This is a genomic window from Micromonospora sp. NPDC127501 (genome assembly GCF_040302185.1).
Lineage (GTDB): Bacteria > Actinomycetota > Actinomycetes > Mycobacteriales > Micromonosporaceae > Micromonospora.
The window spans coordinates 180,782-201,932 of sequence record NZ_JBEORJ010000011.1; the positions used below are offsets into that span (position 1 = coordinate 180,782).

Consider the following 21,151-nt stretch of genomic DNA (forward strand, 5'->3'; position numbering starts at 1 on the left):
CACCCGGGTCACCCCGCGTTGACGGACATTCCCGGATTTCCGGGCGTCAACCGGCAACGGGTTTGCGCTGCGCGGACCAGATCCACCAGGCTGGTCGCCATGCCCGCCGCCTCGACCACCCTCCGCATGCTCGCCGTGTCGGTCATCGCGTCGCTCACGGTCACCGGCTGTCAGACATTCGAGGACGCCGGAGTCGCCATGGGCCGCTCGGAACTCGTCAACGACCTCGCCGCCCGGCTCGATCGAGCACTGGAGTTGACCTACTCGGCCGACTACCAGTTGCCCGGCGGCCAACGCGCCGCGATCGTGCAGGCACAGGACCCGGCACGATCCACGTACACCTACCCGGGCGGGCAGCTCACCGTCACCCCGGAGGCCGTCACCCGGTGCACGACGACCGGCGCCCGCCCGCAGTGCACCCTGATCACCCCGCCCACCCCGGGCAGCAAGCCCACCGTGACGCTCTTCGGCGAGGCCAACCAGCAGGGCCTCGTCACGCCGCCGGTGGTGGTCGGGCTGCTCACCGCCGCCGCGCTCGACCCACAGGCGGTCATCAAGCAGAGTGACACCACCGTCGCCGGGCGCCACGCCGCCTGCGTCGCGGTGCAGAGTTCGTCGTCCGGCGACTTCACCGCCTGCGTGACCACCGAGGGCGTGCTCGGCAGCTTCACCGGGCCGGTCGACGGCAAGCCGATGGAGCTGGCACTGAGCAACTACACCGCGACCGTCGACGAGGGCGCGTTCGAACCGCCCGCCGGCGCCGACGTCGTCGACCGCCGCCCCGGCGGCTCGTGACCGACCAACCGGCCGGGCCCACGACCGTCGCGCAGCCCGGTGGGTCCGCGTCCGGAACGCCGCTCGGCGGGATCACGCCCGCACCGCCCGGCGGGTTCCTGCCGGGGGCCGATCGGAGCCGGCCTCCCGGCCCCGGCGACCTGGCCCTGCCGGTGACCGGCGCGAAGCTGCTGACCGGCGTCGACGGCCAACTCCTCCGCGTCGCCGACCTGCCCGCCGACACCGAGTGGGTGCCGCTGGGCACGCTCGACGGAGTGCCCGCCTGGGGCACCGACCTGAGCACCACCGACGACCTTCCGGGCCGGGCGCGCGGCTGGGCGTCACTCGCCGCCGAGGTGCCGGAGCCGCACGCCACGCTCGCCGGCCGGGCGCTGGCGGTGCTGACCTGGCGGCGTACCCACCGGTGGTGCGGCGCCTGCCGAGCGGAGCTGACCGACCGACCCGGCGAGACGGCCCGACAGTGCCCCGACTGCGGCCTGTACGTGCCGATGCAGCTCTCCGCCGCCGTACTGGTGGCGATCACCCGACCCGGCCCGCCCGGGCACGTTGACGAGCTGCTGCTGGTCCGGCACGCCACCGGTCCGACCGGGCTCTGGGCGTTGGTGGCCGGCTTCGTCGAGGCCGGCGAGACACTGGAGGCGGCGGTACACCGGGAGGTCGGTGAGGAGGTCGGGCTGCCCGTCGACCGGCTGGCCTACTTCGGCAGCCAACCGTGGGCGATCTCCGGCCCGGGCGTGCTGCTCGCCGGCTTCACCGCCCGTGCCGCCGACCCGCACGCCGAACCAGTGGTCGACGGGCGGGAGCTGACCAGGGCTCAGTGGTTCGGCCTGGATGCGCTGCCGGCGCAACTGCCGCCCGCGTACTCCATCTCGCGCTGGCTCATCGACGCGACGGTGACCGCCGGGCGGCGCTGAAACCCGCGCGGCCCGGCGTTTCTCCTCAGAGACCGAGCAGGGTGCGCAGGTGGCGCGGGGGCGGGCAGTCGTGGGCGAGCATCGCGTCGTGCCAGTCGCGGACCGACACCCCGTCGGGGCGGGCGGCGGCGATCTCGGCCACCTCGCTGTACCCGACGAAGTAGGTGGAGAGCTGGGTGGAGGTGAGCTGGGCGCGCCGCCACTTGCCGGCCGCCTCGCCCTCCTCCTGGAAGCCGCGCCCGGTCATCAACGCCATCGCCTCGGCCTCGGGCAGGTCCTCGGCGTGCACCAACTGGTCGAGCAGCGCGTTGATGGTCATCCGCAGTTGCATCTTGAGCTGCTGCAACCGCACCGGCAGACCACCGAAGCCGAGCCCCGTCATCACCTCCTCCGCGTAGACCGCCCAGCCCTCGATGAACGGGCCGGACTCGGCCAGCGCGCGCACCCGCGTCCCGCCGACGTAGCGGCGAGCATGGGCGAGCTGGAGGAAGTGCCCCGGCATCGCCTCGTGCACAGTGAGGTTGCGGATCATGTGGTCGTTGTATTCGCGGTAGAACGACTCGACCCGCTGCGCCGGCCAGTCCGACGGGGTGGGCGCGATGCAGTAGAAGGTCGGCACGACGGCGGTCTCCAACGGGCCGGGCGCGTCGCAGTACGCCACCGCGACCCCCCGGGCGAACTCCGGCATCTCCTGGATCACGCACCGGTCGTCGACCACTGTGACCAGGTCGTGAGCGCGGACGAAGTCGGTCGCCTCGTCCAGGGTCACCCCGGCCAGCTCGACGATCGTCGCGTCGTCCGGGTGCTCGCCGGCGAGCAGGTCCAACGCCCGACGTACTGTCGCGTCGTCGGCCGGACCACCGACCAGCTCGACGGCCGCCTCGCGGATCTCCGCGGTGACCCGGTCCAGGTTGGCCCAGGCGCGACGCTGGATCTCGGCGGCGCCCAACTCGGTGTCGAGGGTGTGCCAGAGCCGGGCCTCCCAGCGGCGCCGGCCCAGTCGCGGGTCACGGCCGGGGCCGGCGTCGGCGGCCAGGCCGGTGCGCAGCCAGGCGACGAACTCCTCCAGCGCGGCGATCGCGGCGGTGGCCGCCGGCTCGACCCGGTCGAGGTGCCCCGGCGCCTGGGCGAGCAACGGCGGCAGCTCGTCACGGATCAGCGCGGCCGTGCCGGTGAACTGCCCGACCGCCGTCTCCGCGTGGATGCGCGGCATGTCCCGCAGCGTCGCGCGGGCGGTGGCGAGGGCGTCCGGTACGGCGGCGAGCCGACCGGCCAGTTGGGTCAGCCGCACGTCCGCGGGGGCGTACGGGCGGGCCAGCAGCGGGTGCAGCAGCGGGCCGGGGTTGTGCCGCAGCGGATCCCACTCGTGCGAGCGGATCTCGGTCAGCTCGAACAGCTCCCGGTCCACGAATGAGGTGAGCAGCGCGTGGTCGACCTGCTCGTCGACGTCGAGGGAGTCGGGGTCCAGTTCGGACAGTGCGTTTGCCGCGTCGGAGAGCATCGCCCGATCGGCGGTCAACCCGTCGGCGGACAGGTCGGGCAGTCGGTCGTCGAAGCGATGGTCCCCGGCGGCGGTGGCAACCCCCGGCCGCGACTCCAGTAAAGCCTCGACAACCCGCTCAGCCAGCACTCCAAACGCTTCCACCGCCCCACCCTACCGACCGCCCCACCCCCCGCCGCCGGTTCCGCCCACCGCCCCCGCACCAGCGGGTTGATCAAGAGCTCTCCGTCAGGCTCGAGCCGAAATCTGACGCAAACCTCTTGATCACCGTGGGCTGGCGGGTGGGGGTGGGGGTTCGGCTTGGCGGATGGCTTGGGCGTGGGCGAGGGTGGTGCGGCGCAGGGCTGCCTCGGGGTCGATGCCCGCCTCGCGGGCCGCAACCACCCTTGCCAGCAGGTCGGCGCCCAGTTTCGCCTCGGCGTCCGGCTGGGTGTCGGCCGGCGGGGGCGGCACGTCGATGCCCCTGCGGGCGGCCCGGTCCAGGATCTGCGTTGCCAGGGCCAGCGCGGGCTGACTCAGGGCCACGCCGTCCAACACCGACTGCCGTGCCTTCTCGGCGCGCTTGATCCGCTCCCAGTTCTCGGTGATCTCCTCCAGGGTGCCCGCCTCGGCACCGGCGAAGACGTGCGGGTTACGCCGGATCATCTTGTCGACCAGACCACCGGCCACGTCGTCGATGGTCCACCGCTCGTCCTCGGGCAAGTCCTCGGCGAGCCGCGCGTGCAACACCACCTGCAACAACACGTCGCCCAACTCCTCGCGCAGCGCGTCGGTGTCGTCGGCGCTGATGGCGTCGTACGCCTCGTAGCTCTCCTCCAGCAGGTAACCGGCGAGGCTGCGGTGCGTCTGCGCCCGCTTCCACGGGTCGCCACCCGGAGAGGCCAGCCGATCCAGCACGGCCACCGCGTCGAGCAGCCGGGCACCCGGCGGATCCCACGAGCCGTACATCAACTCCATCTCGGCCAACCCCGGCTGCCGGGCCAGCCGCAGACCCAACTCCCGGGCCAGCGCCTCGTCACCCGCCGGACCGGCCAGCCACACCACCGTGCCGTGCGCCGCCACCGCGTCCAGCAACGGCTGCGTCGCCGGGCCGTCCACCACAGTGACCTCGGCGCCCGCCTGGCGCACGGCCGTGGTCAACTCGCTGTCCGCGCCGGTCAACACCGGGTGCTGGCGTACGACGTCCCAGGCCGCGGCCGTCAACAGGCCGGCCGGCAACCGAGGTGAGGTGACCAGGAGGACGATCCGTGCGGTCATGCTCAGCTGGCCGTGCCCTCGGCCTCCGGCGTTCCGGTCGGCCCCTCCGGGGTGGAAATGTCCGTGACCGCGTCGGAGGCCGGCTCACCCAACGGCACACTCACCGCGGGTGCGTCACCGGCGAAACTGAGCAGCGGGAACTCCAGCGGACGGTACCGAGGGCTGACGGTGACGTCGTAACGACCGACCGCCTCGGCGAGGATCCGCTTGGTCGCCAGCGCGCCGCGTAGCTGCTCGCCGTCGAGCTGCTGGGCGGCGTCCGCATCGGTCACCTCAGCTGGGATCTTGCCGGCCGCACGCCCGGCGGCGATCACGTCGGCGATCTCCTCCTTGGTCGGCTCGACCGGCTCGGCCGGCAACCCGGACAGGCAGGTGAAGAGCTTCGCCACCTCCCGCACGTGCCCGGTCTCCGGGTCGAGACCGAGCTGCTGGGCGGCCTGGTCGGCCGCCACCTGGCCGCGCGGCTGATAGTTCTTCTCGGCGGAGAGCTTCTCGCACACCTTGGTCAGCACCATGGTCCGAACCACGTCGGCCACCTTGGGCAGGGCCGGTTGCGGCGCCCCGGGCTGCCCACTGGCGGACGACTCCGGCGCCGGGTTCTTCGTCCGCAGGTCCTTCATTGCGGTGGTGACCTGAACGTCGGTGATGCGCTGGTCACCGATGTAAGCGGCGATACCAGGCTCAGCACGGCAACCGGAGAGGGCGACGAGGCCGAGCGCCACAGTGGCGACGGCGGCAAGACGGCGAGCACGCATAGCCGTCACTCTCTCACGCCGTCACCCGGGGTTGTGACACCCCCCACCTTCGCTCACCGCAGGACCAGGGACGGCGTCGACGCACCGTCCCTGGTCGAGAGCACACCCTCGGCTCAGGCGCTCGCGGCCTCGGTGACCGCTCAGGCGCTCGCGGCGACAGCGAGTGGGGCGGGAGCACCGAGCACATCGGAGAGCAGTTGCGCACACCACTGGAGCAGCGCCTGGTCACGCAGCGGCTCGCCACCGATCCGGCGGGTGGTCGGTCGGGGCACGCTGACCTGGTCGGTGGCCTGCTTGTAGACGGCATCCGGGTGGTAGCGCTTGAGCCGCAACTGCTTCGAGTCCGGTAGGGGCAGCGGGCCGAACCGTACGTGCTTGCCCTGCATCGACACGTCGGTCAGGCCGTAGCGGCGGGCCAGCAGACGGAACCGGGCCACCTCCACCAGGTTCTGCACCGGGGCCGGCGGCTCGCCGTACCGGTCGGTCATCTCGGCGATCACCTCGGCCAGCCGCTCCTCGTCGCGCGCCTCGGCGAGCTTGCGGTACATCTCCAGGCGCAGCCGCTCCACGCTCACGTAGTCGTGTGGCAGGTGCGCGTCGACCGGCAGGTCGATCTTGACGTCGGTCTCCTCCTCCGGCCGCTCACCCTTGAACGCGGAGACCGCCTCGCCGACCATCCGGACGTACAGGTCGAAGCCGACGCCCTCGATGTGCCCCGACTGCTCGCCACCGAGCAGGTTGCCGGCGCCGCGGATCTCCAGGTCCTTCATCGCCACGTACATGCCGGCGCCCAACTCGGTGTGCTGGGCGATGGTCGCCAACCGCTCGTGGGCGTGCTCGGTGAGCGGCTTCTCCGGTGGGTAGAGGAAGTAGGCGTACGCCCGCTCCCGGCCCCGGCCGACCCGGCCCCGGATCTGGTGCAGCTGGGCCAGGCCGAGCAGGTCGGCCCGCTCCACGATCAGCGTGTTGGCGTTCGGAATGTCGATGCCCGACTCGACGATCGTGGTGCAGACCAGGACGTCGAACTCCTTCTCCCAGAAGCCGACCATGACCTTCTCCAGGGCGTCCTCGCCCATCTGGCCGTGCGCCACCGCGACCCGCGCCTCGGGCACCAGCTCCCGCAGTCGCCGTGCCGCCCGGTCGATCGACTCGACCCGGTTGTGCAGGTAGAACACCTGCCCGTCGCGGAGCAGCTCACGGTGGATGGACGCGGCCACCTGCCGGTCGTCCTGCGCGCCGACGAAGGTGAGCACCGGGTGCCGCTCCTCCGGCGGGGTGGCGATGGTGGACATCTCCCGGATGCCGGTGATCGCCATCTCCAGGGTGCGCGGGATCGGGGTGGCCGACATGCTGAGCACGTCGACCGACGCGCGCAGCGTCTTCAGGTGCTCCTTGTGCTCGACACCGAAGCGCTGCTCCTCGTCGACGATCACCAGACCCAGCTGCTTGAAGCGGGTCGCCGTCTGCAACAGCCGGTGCGTACCGATGACGATGTCGACGGTGCCGTCGGCGACCATCTCCAGCGTCCGCTCGGTCTCCTTCGGCGTCTGGAACCGGGACAGCTGCCGGATCTGGACCGGGAACTGACTCATCCGCTCGGCGAACGTGTTGTAGTGCTGCTGAACCAGCAGGGTGGTCGGCACCAGCACCGCCACCTGCTTACCGTCCTGCACCGCCTTGAACGCCGCCCGGACCGCGATCTCGGTCTTGCCGTAGCCGACATCACCGCAGATCAGCCGGTCCATCGGAACAGTCTGCTCCATGTCCCGCTTGACCTCGTCGATAGCGGCGAGCTGGTCCGGCGTCTCCTGCCAGGGGAAGGCGTCCTCCAGCTCGCGCTGCCACGGAGTGTCCGGGCCGAACGAGTGCCCCTTGGACGCCTTGCGGGCGGCGTAGAGCTGGATGAGCTGCGCGGCGATCTCCCGGACCGCCTTGCGGGCCCGGGCCTTGGACTTCTGCCAGTCCGAGCCGCCCATCTTGTGCAGGGTCGGCTGCTCGCCGCCCACGTAGCGGGAGAGCTGGTCGAGCTGGTCGGTCGGAACGAACAACCGGTCGCCGGGCTGGCCCCGCTTGCTGGCCGCGTACTCGATGACGAGGTATTCCCGGCTGGCACCGTTGACGGTGCGCTGCACCAGCTCGACGTAGCGGCCGATGCCGTGCTGCTCGTGCACCACGTGGTCGCCGGCCTTCAACTCCAGCGGGTCGATGGTGTTGCGCCGCCGGCTCGGCATCTTGCGCATGTCCCGCGTCGAGGTGCCCCGACCGCCGGTCACGTCGTTGCCGGTGAGCAGCACGAAACGGGACGCCTCGTCGACGAACCCGCTGCTCAGCGCACCACAGGTGACCACCAGCTCGCCGGGGACGGGCGCGGTCGGCACCTCCTCGGTCAACCGGGCACCCAGGCCCGCGTCGCGCAGCACCTCCACCGCCCGCTGGGCGGGGCCGTGCCCCTCGAAGACCAGCGCGATCGACCAACCCTCGCCGGCCCAGCGCTTGAGGTCCTCGACCACTCGCGAGGTCTCGCCGTGATAGAGCGGCGCCGGTTGGGCGGACAGGGTCACCGCGATGGCGTCGTCCGGAGTGACGGCGGCCTGCTCGGGCGCGTCCTCCCAGGGCTGCCGCGTCTCCGCGGTCTCCCCCTCGACGAGACCGAACGGGGACAGTGTCCACCACGGCTGGCCGAGCCTGCCCGCGGCGGCGCGCACCTCGCCGAGGGTGCGGAAGGCGGCGGCGCCGACGTCCACCGGGGCCTGGCCGCCGACCGCGGCGGCGGCCCAGCTGGCCTGCAGGAACTCCTCCGAGGTACGCACCAGGTCGTGCGCTCGCGTGCGGATGCGTTCCGGGTCGCAGAGCAGGACGTGGGTGCCGGCCGGCATGGCGTCCAGCAGCAGCTCCAGTGAGTCGGGACCGACCAGCACCGGGGCCAGCGACTCCATCCCCTCCACCGGGATGCCCTCGGCCAGCTTGTCGAGGATCTCGGCCAGCTCGGGGTGCTGCTCGGCGAGCGCGGCGGCCCGGTCGCGGACCGCCGGGGTGAGCAGCAGCTCCCGACAGGGCGGTGCCCAGAGCAGCGGAACCTGCTCGATGGTCCGCTGGTCGGCGACGGCGAAGGTGCGGATCTCCTCCACCTCGTCGCCCCAGAACTCGACCCGCGACGGGTGCTCGTCGGTGGGCGGGAAGACGTCCAGGATGCCGCCGCGCACCGCGAACTCGCCGCGCTTGGTGACCAGGTCGACCCGGGCGTACGCCATGTCGATCAGCCGGCGGGCGACCTCTTCCAGGTCCGCCTCCTCGCCGGCGGCAAGCTGCACCGGCTCCAGATCGCCGAGCCCCTTCAACTGCGGCTGGAGCAACGAACGGACCGGGGCCACGACCACTCGCAGTGGCCCGGTGCCGCCGTGCGCGTCGGTCGCCTCCGGGTGCGCCAACCGGCGCAGCACGGCCAGCCGCCGGCCGACGGTGTCGGAGCGGGGGGACAGCCGCTCGTGCGGCAGCGTCTCCCAGGAGGGGAAGACCACTACCTGCTCGGCAGGCAGCAACCCGCCCAGCGCGGCGGCCAGGTCGTCGGCCTCCCGGGTGGTGGCGGTCACCGCCAGCACCGGTCGCCCGGCGCCGTCGTTGTCCGCGGCGACCGCCGCGACGGCGAACGGGCGCAGCGCCGCCGGGGCGGTGATGTCGAGGCCGTCGACCTGGGCGGCACCGGAGCGCGCCAGGTCACGCGCCCGGGTCAGCCCGGGGTCGGCCAGGGCGGCGGTGAACAGACCGGTGAGCAAGGGAATCCTTCCCGGGGAGTCGACGCACACGACGGCGGCCCCTCGTCCAGCCGGACGGGGGGTGCACCCGGCAAGCCTATCTCCGCCGGTCAGCCATTTCCCGCTCCCTAGCCGGCCGAGACGCAACGGGTACGCCGACCCCGTCCCGCGCTCCTCCAGCAGCGCGCGCGTCCCGGTCGATTGGACCACCGCTCGTTGGGCGACGACCAATGCCAACTTGAGTGGACCACCGTCGCGTCGTGATCGACAAGCCAGGCCGAGCGCTGTCGACTCGCTCGATCAGCTGAACGCGCCGGGGCTCCGCCGCGCACCAGCGTTGGCCGGCCGAATTCCACCTTACGACAGTGGCAGCCACGAAAGAATCGGCCGGACCGTACCGCCTGCATCTTTGCGCAGCACAATTGCGCAAATCGATAGTCGATCCTCGATAGCCGCATGTACCGTGAACGAAATCGTCGCGATGACACCGACCATTGAGCCCACAGGGGTTCCGGAGAGGAGATGGAAAGCGTGAAGAAAATGCAGGCAAGGGTGGGGGTGGCCGCAGCCACCATCAGCGTCGCCCTCGCGGGTCTGACCGGCCCGGCGTCCGCCGTCGGCGCCACGTCCGACCGGACGGCGGCAGTGGTGGTCGGCGGGTCAGCGACCATGGCGGCCGGAGAGCTCGGCATGTGCTACAAGCTCCCGAACCCCGCCAACTCGCGCAGCGGCGGCGGGTTTTGCGACGGCACGGGGCCGGACGCCCGCTACTACGGCCGGGTCACCTGCAGCAACGGCATGAATTACTACGGGCCGGAGCGCTGGGCCGGCGATACGCGCAACTCGTACGGAACCTGCCCGAGCGGAACGTCACGGGCCTCGTGGGGGGTGTACGGCTACTACGTGTGACCCTGTCGACCAGGGGGACGTGTGGCACTGGCGCGTCCCTCTGGCGATCGGCCGCTCCGATCGGAGTGCGCCAACGACTTCAACAGCCAGGCGAGCTGGAACCTGCTCCCGGCGCCCATCCGCACCATCAACCCTCGCACGGCATAGCAGACCGTTCGTCGACTGATCTCCAGCTCGCGGGCTGCCGCCTCGTCCGTATAGCCTGCGGCCAGCAATTTCACGATGCGGCGCTCCCGAGGCGTGAGAGGAATCTCGCCGACGTCGGCAGCCGTCGGCGCACCGACCCGCCCGGAATGCGCTTTCGCACGTACGCCCTTCTCCATGACCATCCCCCGTAACTTGCGGCACCTATCCTCGATCACCTTCACCCTTAGCGGACCATGACGGAAGCCACTGTATTAGATCGACGCAGCAATTGTATTCCCGCATTGACCCGAGTCTGAATGGCGACACCGGGCAGCAACCATTCCTGCCGTCCAGGCGTCTGGCTCGAAACCATTGATCCACTCGGCTTCAAGGAAATCGGGGCATCCTCGGCACGTCAACACCGCGCTTTCCTTGAACCCCAGTGGATCTTCCCCCGCAAGACCGGTTGTCGCGCCATCCTGGCGGATCTTGACCGACTGCCGGCTGGCGTGGTCGGGTTTCGGTATGGGTGAGCAGTGGCGGGCACAGTTCGACGCGGAGGTGAGCTTCGCCAACGGCGGCGGGCTGCGTACCGAGGGGTTCCGGCTGGACATCCCCGGTCGGGAGATCACCGACGACGACCTGGCGGCGTTGTTCGTCCGGCACCTCGGGCTGCTGATGGTCGCCGAGGTACGGATCAGCGCCAAAACGGTCATCGAGGAGCCGCACAAGGGCGGCCGGGGCGTCGCGGTCGACGGATCCGGCGCCGACCGTCGGCTGGTCGAGCTGAGCCACGTGATCAACGACGGGATGACCACCCTGCCGGGTTGGCCGGGCCCCCGGATCACCGAGTGGCTGACCTTCGCGGCATCCCGTGAGCGGTACGCCCCGGGCACCGAGTTCCACGTGGCCCGGATCGACATGATCGCCAACACCGGCACGTACCTGGACACGCCCGCCCACCGCTGGTCCGGGCGGGACGACCTGACCGGGGTGTCGCTGGACCGTCTCGCCGACCTACCGGGGGTGGTGGTCCGGGTGCCGGCCGGCTTCCGCGCGGTGGACCGGCTGATGCTGGCCCCGTACGAGGTGACCGGCCGGGCGGTGCTGCTGCACACCGGGTGGGACGCGCACTTCGGCACCGAGCGGTACGGCGCGCCGGACGCGCCGTACCTGACCGGGGACGCCGCCCAGGCGCTGGTCGACGCGGGGGCGGCCCTGGTCGGCATCGACTCGATCAACATCGACGACATGAGCCCGGCGGCCGCCGGCGTACGCCCCGCACACAGCGCGCTGCTCGCCGCCGGCATCCCGATCGTCGAGCACCTGACCGGTCTGGACGGGTTGCCGCCGAGCGGGTTCCGGTTCACCGCGGCCCCGCCGATGGTGGCCGGCATGGGCACCTTTCCGGTCCGCGCCTTCGCCGTCGTCAACCCCTGACGCCACCCGCCTCTGACGCCACCCGCGACGCCGTCGACGCACGGCCAGCGGCCGCACCGGTCTCCGTGGCGACGGGTCAGCCGCCGGCCAACCGGTTCCGTCCGGCTGGCCATAAAACCAGCCATAGGCTGACAACGTGGACAAAGAATCGCACGGCACAGCTCGCGACTGGGCGCCGCGCAGCATCGGACTGCTCCTCGGCACCCTCGTGCTGGCCACGGCGTTCATCGCGGCCTACGTCGGCGCGTTGCACCAACCCACACCCCGCGACGTGCCGATTGGCGTCGTCTCCGGCGACCAACGCGCCCGGGCGACGCTCGACGCCGTGCGCGGCCAGACCAACATCCTGAAACCCATCGAGTACGACGACCCGGCCGCCGCCGAGCACGGGCTGCTCAGCCGCGCGGTGTACGCCGTGCTCAGCACCGGACCCGACAACGGCCTGCTCCTCACCGTGGCGAGCGCCTCCGGCCCCTCCGCCACCAGCGCGATCAAGGAGGTCCTCGGCACCGCCACCACCCGCACCGGCACCCCGCTCCAGATCGTCGACAAGGTGCCGGTCACGCCGACCGACCCGCGCGGGGTGGTGCCCTTCTACCTGAACGTCGGGTACGTGCTCGGCGGCTATCTCGGCTCGACAGTGCTCGGGATATCCGCCGGCACCACCCCCCGTACGGCGCGACGGGCCGGGCTGCGGATCGCCGCCCTGGCGGTCTACAGCGTGCTGCTCGGCATCGCCGGCGCGGTAGTGGTCGGACCTGTCCTGGACATCTGGCACCACGACGTACCGACGATCGCCGCCATCGGCGCGCTGGCCGTCTTCGCCGCCGCCATGTTCGCCAGCGCCATCCAGGGCTGGCTCGGCGTCGCGGGTACCGCGCTGGTCATCCTGCTGCTGGTGGTGCTCGGCAACCCGGGCTCCGGCGGCATCTACGCGCCCGAGTTCCTGCCCGGGGTGCTGCGCGGCATGCACCGCTGGAACATCCCCGGGCTCGCCAACGACCTGACCAAGGCCGCCGTGTACTTCGACTGGCGGTCGGCCGGCTGGCCGGCTGCCGCCCTCGGGATCTGGACGGTGCTCGGAGGGCTCGGATTGGTCAGCGCGAGCCTGGTCCGGGGTCGCCGGGCCGTCACCTCCGCCACCGGAACGACCCGCTCCGGCCCCGCGCCGGACCACGACGGTGGTTGAGATCACCCCGGAAAACACCCTCCCGAGGGCAGTGGATCACCAGGGGGCCCTCCAGACATCCCCGGCGCGCGGATACCATCCAGTAAGTCGGACAGCGCTGTCCTTCGTACCCACGTGAGGGAGCGCATCGTGACCGACCAGCACGACCATGACGGCCCGGACGCCGCACTGCGCGCCGACATCCGCCGACTCGGCACCCTGCTCGGCCAGACCCTGGCCCGCCAGGAGGGCCGCCCGCTTCTCGACCTCGTCGAGGAGATCCGCGCCCAGGTCCGCTCCGACGCCCCCGCGGCCGCCCAGCGCCTCGGCGGGCTCGACGTGACCACCGGCACCAAGCTGGCCCGCGCCTTCTCCACCTACTTCCACCTGGCCAACATCACCGAGCAGGTGCACCGTGCGCGGGATCTGCGCCGCCGTCGCGCGGTGCAGGGCGGCTGGCTGGACCAGGCCGCCAAGATGATCGCCGAGCGCGGGGTGCCGGCCGAGGAGATCGCCAACGCGGCTCGCCGGCTGGCGGTGCGACCGGTCTTCACCGCGCACCCGACCGAGGCGGCCCGTCGCTCGATCCTGTCCAAGTTGCGGGCGATCGCCGACGAGCTGGACACCGAGACCGCCAACGCGATCCTCTACGGCGCCAGCGACGAGGGCCCGGCCAACCGCCGGCTGGCCGAGTTGCTGGACCTGATGTGGCAGACCGACGAGCTGCGGCTCGACCGGCCGGACCCGACCGACGAGGCCCGCAACGCGATCTACTACCTGCGTGACCTGTACGCCGAGGCCGCCCCGCAGGTGCTCGACGACCTGGCCGACACGTTGCGCACGCTCGGCGTGGAGACCTCGCCGACGGCCCGGCCGTTGAGCTTCGGCACCTGGATCGGCGGCGACCGCGACGGCAACCCGTTCGTCACCCCGGCGGTCACCCGCGAGGTGCTGACCATCCAGCACGAGCACGGCATCGCGGCCACCGAGAAGGCGATGGACCAGCTGATCAACGAGGTCTCGGTGTCGCGCCGACTGCGCGGGGTGTCCCTGGACCTCTCCGCCAGCCTCGCCGCCGACCTGGACGCGCTCCCCGAGGTGGCGCAGCGCTTCCGCCGGGTCAACGCGGAGGAGCCGTACCGGCTCAAGGCACGCTGCGTGAAGGCGAAGCTCGCCAACACCCGGCTGAGGTTGCGCCAGGGCACCGCGCACGTACCGGGCCGGGACTACCGGGGCTCCGCCGAGCTGATCGCCGACCTGGACCTGCTACGCGCCTCGCTGGCCCGCAACTCCGGGCAGCTCACCGCTGTCGGCCGGCTGGCCTCCACCATCCGTACGGTCTCCGCGTTCGGCCTGCACCTGGCCACCATGGACGTCCGGGAGCACGCCGAGGCGCACCACGCGGTGCTCGCGCAGCTCTACGAGGCGGTCGGCGAGGTCTCGGACTACCCGGCGCTGACCCGGCTGGAACGCACCAAGCTGCTCGCCGACGAGCTGACCGGTCGCCGTCCGCTGTCGACGGTGGACACGTCGCTGTCCGAGCCGGCCCGCAAGACGTTCGACGTGTTCGGGACCATCCGGGAGGCCCAGGACCGGTTCGGCGCCGAGGTGATCGAGTCGTACATCATCTCGATGACCCTGGGTGTCGACGACGTGCTGGCCGCCGTGGTGCTGGCCCGCGAAGCCGGCCTGGTGGACGTGCACAGCGGGCGGGCCCGGATCGGGTTCGTGCCGCTCCTGGAGACCCCGGCCGAGCTGAACTCCGGCGGCGAACTCCTCGACGAGCTGCTGTCGCTGCCCGCGTACCGGGCGCTGGTGACGGCGCGGGGTGACGTGCAGGAGGTCATGCTCGGCTACTCCGACTCGAACAAGGAAGCCGGGATCACCACCAGCCAGTGGTCGATCCACCGGGCGCAGCGCGCGCTGCGCGACGTGGCCGCCCGGCACGGTGTGCACCTGCGGCTGTTCCACGGCCGGGGCGGCACTGTCGGGCGCGGCGGCGGGCCGACGCACGAGGCGATCCTGGCGCAGCCGTACGGCACCATGGACGGCGCGATCAAGGTGACCGAGCAGGGCGAGGTGATCTCCGACAAGTACACCCTGCCCTCGCTGGCCCGGGAGAACCTGGAGCTCACCCTCGCCGCGGTGCTCCAGGCGACCCTGCTGCACACCGCACCCCGGCAGCCGGCCGAGATGTTGGAGCGCTGGGACGCGACGATGGACGTGGTCTCCGAGTCGGCGTTCCGGTCCTACCGGTCGCTGGTGGAGGACCCGGACCTGCCCGCGTACTTCTGGGCGTCCACCCCCACCGAGCTGCTCGGCGCGCTGAACATCGGCTCCCGGCCGGCGAAGCGCCCGAACACCGGCGCCGGGCTGTCCGGGCTGCGAGCCATCCCGTGGGTGTTCGGTTGGACGCAGACCCGGCAGATCGTGCCGGGCTGGTTCGGCGTCGGTTCCGGGCTGGCCGCCGCCCGCGAGGCCGGTCTGGCGGACGTGCTGGCCGAGATGCACCGCAACTGGCACTTCTTCCGCACGTTCCTGTCGAACGTCGAGATGATGCTGACCAAGACCGACCTGAGCATCGCCCGCCGGTACGTCGAGACGCTGGTGCCGAAGAAGCTGCACCCGATCTTCGAGCAGATCGAGCAGGAGTACGAGCTGACCAAGCGGGAGGTGCTGGCGGTGACCGCCTCACCGGCCCTGCTGGAGAACTCGCCGGTGCTCCAGCGCACCCTGGCCGTCCGCGACACCTACCTGGAGCCGCTGCACCATCTCCAGGTGGCGCTGCTGCGGCAGTACCGGGAGTCGGGCGCGGCCGGGCGGGCGATCGCCACCGCACCGGGCGGCCGACGCGCACCGAGCGACGGCACCGCCCTGGAACGCGCGCTGCTCACCACCGTGAACGGCATCGCCGCCGGGATGCGCAACACCGGCTGATCAACAGGTACGGAAAAACGGGCCCCGGTCGCTGCGACCGGGGCCCGTTTCCGTAGCTCTGAACGACGGTCAGAAGTCGCCGCCGCCGAAGTCCCCGCCCCCGAAGTCCCCGCCCCCGAAGCCGCCACCACCGAAGTCCCCACCACCGAAGTCCCCGCCGGCGTAGTCCCCACCCTGTTCGCCGCCGCCGAAGTCCCCACCCTGGTCGCCGCCGCCGAAGTCGCCGCCCTGGTCGACACCGTCACCGAAGCCCTCCTGGTAGCCGGCGTCGTAGCCGTACCCCGGGTCGGCGAAGGCGGGAGAGAAGAGCGCGTCGGCGATCAGGATGCCGCCGAGCACACCAGCGCCGGCACCCAACGCCGTCTTCCACCAGGGCGTCGAATACCAGCCGGCGGGCACCGGGCGACCCTGATAACGCCCACCGGGGTAGTAGTAGGGCGTTTCCCGGCCGGGTTGCGGCCCGGCGCGGAAGGTCTGCCCCTGCACATCGACCTCGCGCTCCTTGGTGAGCTGCCCGACGCCGCGGGCGGCGGCCAGGGCCGGCACCTCGGGGCCCGGATCGATGCCCAGCGCCGTACGCGCCGCCCGAATGTACGCCAAACCCTCCAGCGCGGTCTCCCGGGCCAGCGCGAACTGGTGCGGCGTGGACGCCTGCTCCAGCTGGGAGCCCGCCGCGTTGTACCGCTCACCGGCGTCGGCCAGCGCCTGGCGGACCGCTGGCTCCTCGCCGTGCAGGTTCATCAACTGGCCGCCGAGGCGCTCGTACCACCGCTGCGCCTCCGCGCGGGCGTCGCCGAGCTCGGTGCGCCGACGGGCACCGGCCTGAGCGCGGACGAGCGCGGCGGCGCCCAGCGCGCCGACCAGCACAACGGCGAGGCAGAGCACAAGTTCCATGTCATCGAACGTACCCCCGGGTCGCACGTCGTATCCGTCTGGCAAGCTCCGGTGATGGACGTCTCGACAGTGCTCCTGGTGATCGTGTGCCTCGGCGCCGGCGGGGCGGTGGGCTGGCTCGCGGCCCGGTCCCGGTCGGCCGCCGACATCGCCCGCCTGGATGCCACCCTGGCCGCCACCCGGGAGGGCGAGGGTCGGCTGGAGCAGTCCATGCGGGCGTTGAGCTACGAGGCCACCGCGCAGTCCCAGGAGGCGGTGGCCCGGGCGGTCGCGCCGCTGCACGACACCCTGCGCCGATACGAGCAGCGGGTGGCCGAGCTGGAGCACGACCGCGTCGACGCGTACGCCGAGCTGCGTGAGCAGGTCCGCTCGATGACCGCGGTCTCCGGTGAGCTGCGCACCGAGACCAAGCAGTTGGTGGCGGCGCTGCGCGCACCGCAGGTGCGGGGCCGCTGGGGCGAGCACCAGTTGCGCCGGATCGTCGAGGCTGCCGGCATGCTGGAGCACTGCGACTTCTCCGAGCAGGTCACCGCCGCCACCGACCAGCAGGTCGTCCGACCGGATCTGGTGGTCCGCCTGCACGGCGGTCGCTCGGTGGTGGTGGACGCCAAGGCCCCGTTCGACGCGTACCTGACAGCCATGGAGGCCCGCGACGAGCGCGGCCGGGACACCCACCTCGACGCGCACGCGCGGCACCTGCGGGGGCACGTCGACGCCCTGGCCGCCAAGTCGTACTGGTCGGCGTTCGACAACTCGCCCGAGTTCGTGGTGCTGTTCGTCCCCGCCGACCCGTTCCTCGACGTCGCGCTCCAGCGGGACCCGACGCTGCTGGAGCACGCCTTCACCCGCAACGTGGTGCTCGCCACGCCGGCCACGCTGGTCGCCCTGCTCCGCACGGTGGCCTACTCCTGGCGACAGGAGGCACTGGCCCGCAACGCGCTCGCCGTGCACACCCTGGCCCGGGAGCTGTACGGCCGGCTCTCCACCCTGGGCGACCACGTGGGCAAGCTCGGGTCCTCGCTGGCCGGTGCGGTGACCGCCTACAACCGGGCGGTCGGCTCGCTGGAGGCCCGGGTGCTGGTCAGCGCCCGCAAGCTCGCCGAGCTGGGCGTCTCGGACGACGAGTTGGCCACCCCGGCCCAGGTCGAGTTGGCACCCCGGCAGCCGCAGGCACCCGAGCTGGCCGATCCGGCCGACGAGGTCTCGGCCCGCTAGCCATCTATGTGACAGTGCGTATGCCCGCATATCACGAAGTGGTCACAAGGAACTGGCCACTAGTGACAGTGCTCGCCGACACCCCGAAAGATTCTGCTCACCCGAGCGCCCTTCTCTGAAGGGCCCTGTTCTCTGGAGGTAAAGAGAACGTGAGCAGACTTCGAAACCTGAGCCGGCGCACCTCAGCCGCGCTCTTCGCGTCGGTCCTGGCGGCGAGCGCCATGACGACCATGGGGGGTGCCGCCACCGCGGCCGCCGCTCCCGCCACCACACCGGACGCTTCCCCGGCCACCGCCGCCGAGACGCTGGGCGCCCACGACGCCAAACTGCTCAGCGAGGCCCGCGCCAAGAAGGCTGCGACCGTCACGTTGATCGTCGCCACCGAGAAGGGTGAGGCAGGAGACGTCGCCGACAGCCTCACGAAGCTCGGCGGCACTGTCAGCCAGCGGCAGGACCGGGTCGGCTTCGTGCTGGCCAAGGTCCCGACCGACCGGGTCCTCAAGGCGGCACGGCTGCCCGGCGTCTCGGCCGTCGACCTGGACGAGGTCATCCAACTGCCGGACCCGGCCCCGGAGAACACCCCCACCGGCACCGCCGGCGCGCGGCAGGCCACCGTCGCGGCGCCGGGAGAGACCACCCCGGCCGACAACCCCTACATGCCGACGAACGAGACCGGCGCGGTGGCGTTCACCGCGGCCCACCCCGAGTGGGACGGCCGGGGCGTCACGATCGGCATCATGGACTCCGGTGTGGACCTTGCCCACCCGGCGTTGCAGCAGACCACCACCGGCGAGCGCAAGATCGTCGACTGGGTCACCGCGACCGATCCGCTGGAGGACGGCTCGTGGCGGCGGATGCAGGCCGAGGTCGCCGGCCCGTCGTTCACCATCGCCGGCGGCACGTGGACGGCACCGGCCGGCGCGTACCGGTTCAACCTGTTCAGCGAGTCGGTCACCGCCGCGAGCGACGCCCGGGGTGACGTCAACCGCGACGGCGACACGACCGACACCTGGGGTGTGCTCTTCGACCCGGCCACCAACAACATCCGGGTGGACGCCAACCAGAACCTCAACTTCACCGACGACCCGGTCATGCGGCCGTACAAGGAGAAGTACGACATCGGCTACTTCGGTACCGACAACCCGGCGACCCCGGTCGCCGAGCGGCAGCCCTTCGTCGTCGAGTTCCGCAAGAACGTGAACACCACGCCGATCGGGCTGCCGGGCACCTACGACTACGTCAGCATCGGCATCGTCGAGAGCACCCACGGCACCCACGTCGCCGGCATCACCGCCGCCAACGACATGCTCGGCAACGGGGCCTTCGACGGCGCCGCGCCCGGCGCCAAGCTGGTCTCCGCCCGCGCCTGCTCGTGGGGCGGCGGCTGCAGCGCGGCGGCCCTCACCACCGGCATGATCGACCTGGTGGCCAACCGTGGCGTCGACATCGTCAACATGTCGATCGGTGGCCTTCCGGGCCTGAACGACGGCAACAACGCGCGGACCAACCTCTACAACGAACTGATCGAGACGTACGGCGTGCAGTTGGTCATCTCGGCCGGCAACTCCGGCCCGGGTCTCAACACCGTCGGCGACCCGTCGGTGGCCAGCAACGTGATCAGCGTTGCCGCCAACATCAGCAAGGAAACCTGGCTGGCCAACTACGGGTCGGTCGTCAAGAAGAAGAACGCCCTGTTCAACTTCTCCTCCCGTGGCCCGCGCGAGGATGGCGGCTTCAAGCCGAACATCGCCGCCCCCGGCTCGGCCATCTCCACCGCACCGACCTGGCAGCTCGGTGCCCCGGTCCCCGAGGCCGGGTACGCGCTGCCCCCGGGCTACGCGATGCTCAACGGCACTTCAATGGCGTCTCCGCAGACCGCCGGCGCCGGCGCGTTGCTGCTGTCGGCCGCCAAGGCCACCGACCGGGGCGTCAGCCCGGCGGCACTGCGGCGGGCGCTGTTCAGCTCCGCCAAGCCGATCGCGGACGTGCCGACGTACGCGCAGGGCTACGGCATGGTCAACGTTCCGGGCGCCTGGCAGCTGCTGCGCCAGGGCGTCGAAACCCGGTCGTACGTCTCGGACGCGCCGGTCTGCAGCCCCCTGGCGGAGCAGCTGACCATCTGGAACGGTGTGAAGTTCGTGCCGAACCCGGGTCGGGGCACCGGCGTCTACAACCGCTGCACCTCGTCCGAGGGCGGCCACAAGGTCGGCCAGAGCAAGACGTACCCGGTCAAGCTCACCCGCACCAGCGGCCCGGCCGGCACCATCAAGCACAACATCACGCTCCAGGGCAACGACGGCACCTTCAAGGCACCGAAGACCGTCGCGTTGCCGCTCAACAAGGCCGTCACCATCAGCGTCACCGCCAAGCCGGCCACCGAGGGTGCGCACGGCGCGATCGTGCGGATCGACGACCCGGCCACCAACGTCGTCGACTTCGAGGTGTCCACCGTGGTGGTGGCCTCGAACGACGTGAAGAAGCCCACCTTCTCGTACGCCAACGAGGGCTCGGTCGACCGCAACGGCTTCACGTCGTACTTCGTCACGGTGCCGGAGGGTGCCAAGGCCCTCCAGGTGAACCTCTCCGGGATCGCCACCGGTTCGCAGACCCGGTTCATCGCGATCAACCCGTTGGGTGTGCCGGTGGAGGCCACCACCAGCACCGTCTGCTACACCAACTTCTCCGACGTCAACGTCTGCAAGCCGCAGGAGCGTGACTACCAGAACCCGCTTCCCGGGGTCTGGGAGATCGAGGTGGAGTCGCGGCGCACGTCCCCGGCGCTGAACAACCCGTTCAAGCTCCAGGCGCGGGTGCAGGGCCTGACGGTCGAGCCGGCACTGGTCGAGCTGCCCAGTGTCGAGGCCGGCGAGCCGACCCCGGTGAGCTGGAAGGTCACCAACGCCTTCGGTCCGGTCTCGGTCAGCGGCCGCAGTGGCGCGCTGACCGGTGTGCGGACCGAGCGTCCGACCATCACCGAGGGCGGCCCCAACCAGGAGTGGACCGTCGAGATCCCGGCGGGTACGTCGACGTTCACCGCCCGGATCGGCAACCCCGCCAACGCGGGAGCCGACCTGGACCTGTTCGTCTACCGGGGTACCACCGAGGTCGGCCGGGCCGCGGACGGCGACTCGGAGGAGGCGGTCACGCTGACCAACCCGGCCGCCGGCACCTACCGTGTCGTGGTGGAGCCGTACGGGGTCGACGGGCCGGGGACCAGCACCGCCTACGACTACTACGACGCGTTCGCGTCCGCGTCGCTGGGCACGATCACCGCCCCGGCCGCCGCGGTGCCGCTGATGCACGGCGAGTCGGCCACCATCACCGGCACGGTGACCGCTGTGGCCGTTCCGGCCGACGGGCGTCAGCTCTCCGGTGAACTGGCGATCGTCACCAGCGAGGGTGCGATCGTGGGTCGTGGCAACGTGTCCATCGGTGCCGTGAACTGACCCGCTCGTAACACCGGCAGGAGCCCGTCCCCACGTTCGGGG

14 protein-coding genes are annotated in these 21,151 nt (G+C 71.6%); 8 read left to right on the forward strand and 6 right to left on the reverse strand.

What is annotated here, in order from left to right; translation table 11 throughout:
* Positions 1-99: 99 nt before the first annotated feature.
* Entirely contained in the window at positions 100-795 is a 696-nt protein-coding gene (locus tag ABTW72_RS24305; RefSeq protein WP_350862092.1) for a hypothetical protein, read from the forward strand.
* Complete coding sequence (gene nudC, locus ABTW72_RS24310; protein ID WP_350862094.1) at positions 792-1,709, forward strand: NAD(+) diphosphatase; 918 nt, start codon at positions 792-794, stop codon at positions 1,707-1,709. Before ABTW72_RS24305 ends, nudC begins: the two co-directional genes overlap by 4 nt.
* Before the next feature lie 25 nt (positions 1,710-1,734).
* Here nudC and ABTW72_RS24315 read toward each other — a convergent pair whose 3' ends face one another.
* The 4 genes from ABTW72_RS24315 to mfd all read right to left on the reverse strand — a co-directional run bounded on the left by ABTW72_RS24315 (position 1,735) and on the right by mfd (position 8,995).
* A complete protein-coding gene (locus ABTW72_RS24315) occupies positions 1,735-3,354 on the reverse strand; it encodes a DUF885 domain-containing protein (RefSeq protein ID WP_350862096.1) in 1,620 nt (539 codons plus the stop codon).
* 120 nt (positions 3,355-3,474) lie between these two features.
* Positions 3,475-4,467, reverse strand: a complete 993-nt coding sequence (locus tag ABTW72_RS24320) for a nucleoside triphosphate pyrophosphohydrolase (RefSeq protein ID WP_350862098.1) — start codon at positions 4,465-4,467, stop codon at positions 3,475-3,477.
* Between the two features lie 2 nt (positions 4,468-4,469).
* Entirely contained in the window at positions 4,470-5,222 is a 753-nt protein-coding gene (locus ABTW72_RS24325) for a hypothetical protein (RefSeq protein ID WP_350862100.1), read from the reverse strand.
* 140 nt (positions 5,223-5,362) lie between these two features.
* Complete coding sequence (gene mfd / locus ABTW72_RS24330; RefSeq protein ID WP_350862102.1) at positions 5,363-8,995, reverse strand: transcription-repair coupling factor; 3,633 nt, start codon at positions 8,993-8,995, stop codon at positions 5,363-5,365.
* 519 nt (positions 8,996-9,514) lie between these two features.
* Between mfd and ABTW72_RS24335 the strand changes: the two genes are divergently transcribed.
* A complete protein-coding gene (locus ABTW72_RS24335; RefSeq protein WP_350862104.1) occupies positions 9,515-9,883 on the forward strand; it encodes a hypothetical protein in 369 nt (122 codons plus the stop codon).
* On the opposite strand, the gene ABTW72_RS24340 is transcribed toward ABTW72_RS24335, so the two are convergent.
* Entirely contained in the window at positions 9,874-10,212 is a 339-nt protein-coding gene (locus tag ABTW72_RS24340) for a helix-turn-helix domain-containing protein (RefSeq protein ID WP_350862106.1), read from the reverse strand. The two genes, ABTW72_RS24335 and ABTW72_RS24340, sit on opposite strands and share 10 nt — an antisense overlap.
* A 322-nt stretch (positions 10,213-10,534) precedes the next feature.
* Between ABTW72_RS24340 and ABTW72_RS24345 the strand changes: the two genes are divergently transcribed.
* The 3 genes from ABTW72_RS24345 (at position 10,535) to ppc (ending at position 15,554) form a co-directional block, all read left to right on the forward strand.
* Positions 10,535-11,449 (forward strand): cyclase family protein, encoded by a 915-nt coding sequence (locus tag ABTW72_RS24345; protein ID WP_350862241.1) that lies wholly within the window; start codon positions 10,535-10,537, stop codon positions 11,447-11,449.
* A 136-nt stretch (positions 11,450-11,585) separates the two neighbouring features.
* On the forward strand, positions 11,586-12,638 hold the full coding sequence (locus ABTW72_RS24350; protein ID WP_350862108.1) for a hypothetical protein: 1,053 nt from the start codon (positions 11,586-11,588) through the stop codon (positions 12,636-12,638).
* A gap of 129 nt (positions 12,639-12,767) precedes the next feature.
* Positions 12,768-15,554, forward strand: a complete 2,787-nt coding sequence (gene ppc / locus ABTW72_RS24355) for a phosphoenolpyruvate carboxylase (RefSeq protein ID WP_350862110.1) — start codon at positions 12,768-12,770, stop codon at positions 15,552-15,554.
* Positions 15,555-15,623: 69 nt separating this feature from the next.
* Here ppc and ABTW72_RS24360 read toward each other — a convergent pair whose 3' ends face one another.
* A complete protein-coding gene (locus tag ABTW72_RS24360; protein ID WP_350862112.1) occupies positions 15,624-16,448 on the reverse strand; it encodes a hypothetical protein in 825 nt (274 codons plus the stop codon).
* A gap of 54 nt (positions 16,449-16,502) precedes the next feature.
* On the opposite strand from ABTW72_RS24360, the gene ABTW72_RS24365 reads away from it, so the two are divergent.
* Entirely contained in the window at positions 16,503-17,663 is a 1,161-nt protein-coding gene (locus ABTW72_RS24365) for a DNA recombination protein RmuC (RefSeq protein WP_350862114.1), read from the forward strand.
* A 149-nt stretch (positions 17,664-17,812) separates the two neighbouring features.
* Complete coding sequence (locus ABTW72_RS24370; protein ID WP_350862116.1) at positions 17,813-21,109, forward strand: S8 family serine peptidase; 3,297 nt, start codon at positions 17,813-17,815, stop codon at positions 21,107-21,109.
* Positions 21,110-21,151 lie beyond the last annotated feature (42 nt).